General features: G+C 50.8%; 1 pseudogene. It reads left to right on the plus strand.

What is annotated here, in order from left to right:
• Positions 1-21: 21 nt before the first annotated feature.
• Positions 22-374 (plus strand): annotated as a pseudogene (locus Q5762_RS37375) (hypothetical protein); the annotation flags it as partial.

Raw genomic sequence — 374 nt, forward strand, 5'->3', positions numbered from 1 at the left:
GCATCGGGATGGACCTCTCCAGTGAGCTTGCTCTCGATTGATAAACTCTACCAAGCAATGGACTTACACCCACTGCAACGACCTTGGTGGAAAGAAGCTCTGCGTTGGCTGCGCGCCCATCAGGAGTGGGCATGGGCGCTCTTTTTGTTTGTCATTGTGCTCAACGTCTATCACTTCTGGTTAGAGTATCGCTTCAGTAAAAGCAAACATGCTTTAGAGCAAACCCAGCAACGATTAAAAGAAAAAAGCGAGCTGTTAGAGCATTCACAACGCGTTGCCATCGTCGGCGAGCTGGGTAGTAGTTTGGCCCACGAGCTTAACCAGCCACTGGCTGCCATTCGCAATTACAGTGAAGGTGGGCTACTGCGTTTGGC

Source organism: Streptomyces sp. P9(2023) (genome assembly GCF_032436795.1).
Classification (GTDB): Bacteria; Actinomycetota; Actinomycetes; order Streptomycetales; family Streptomycetaceae; genus Streptomyces.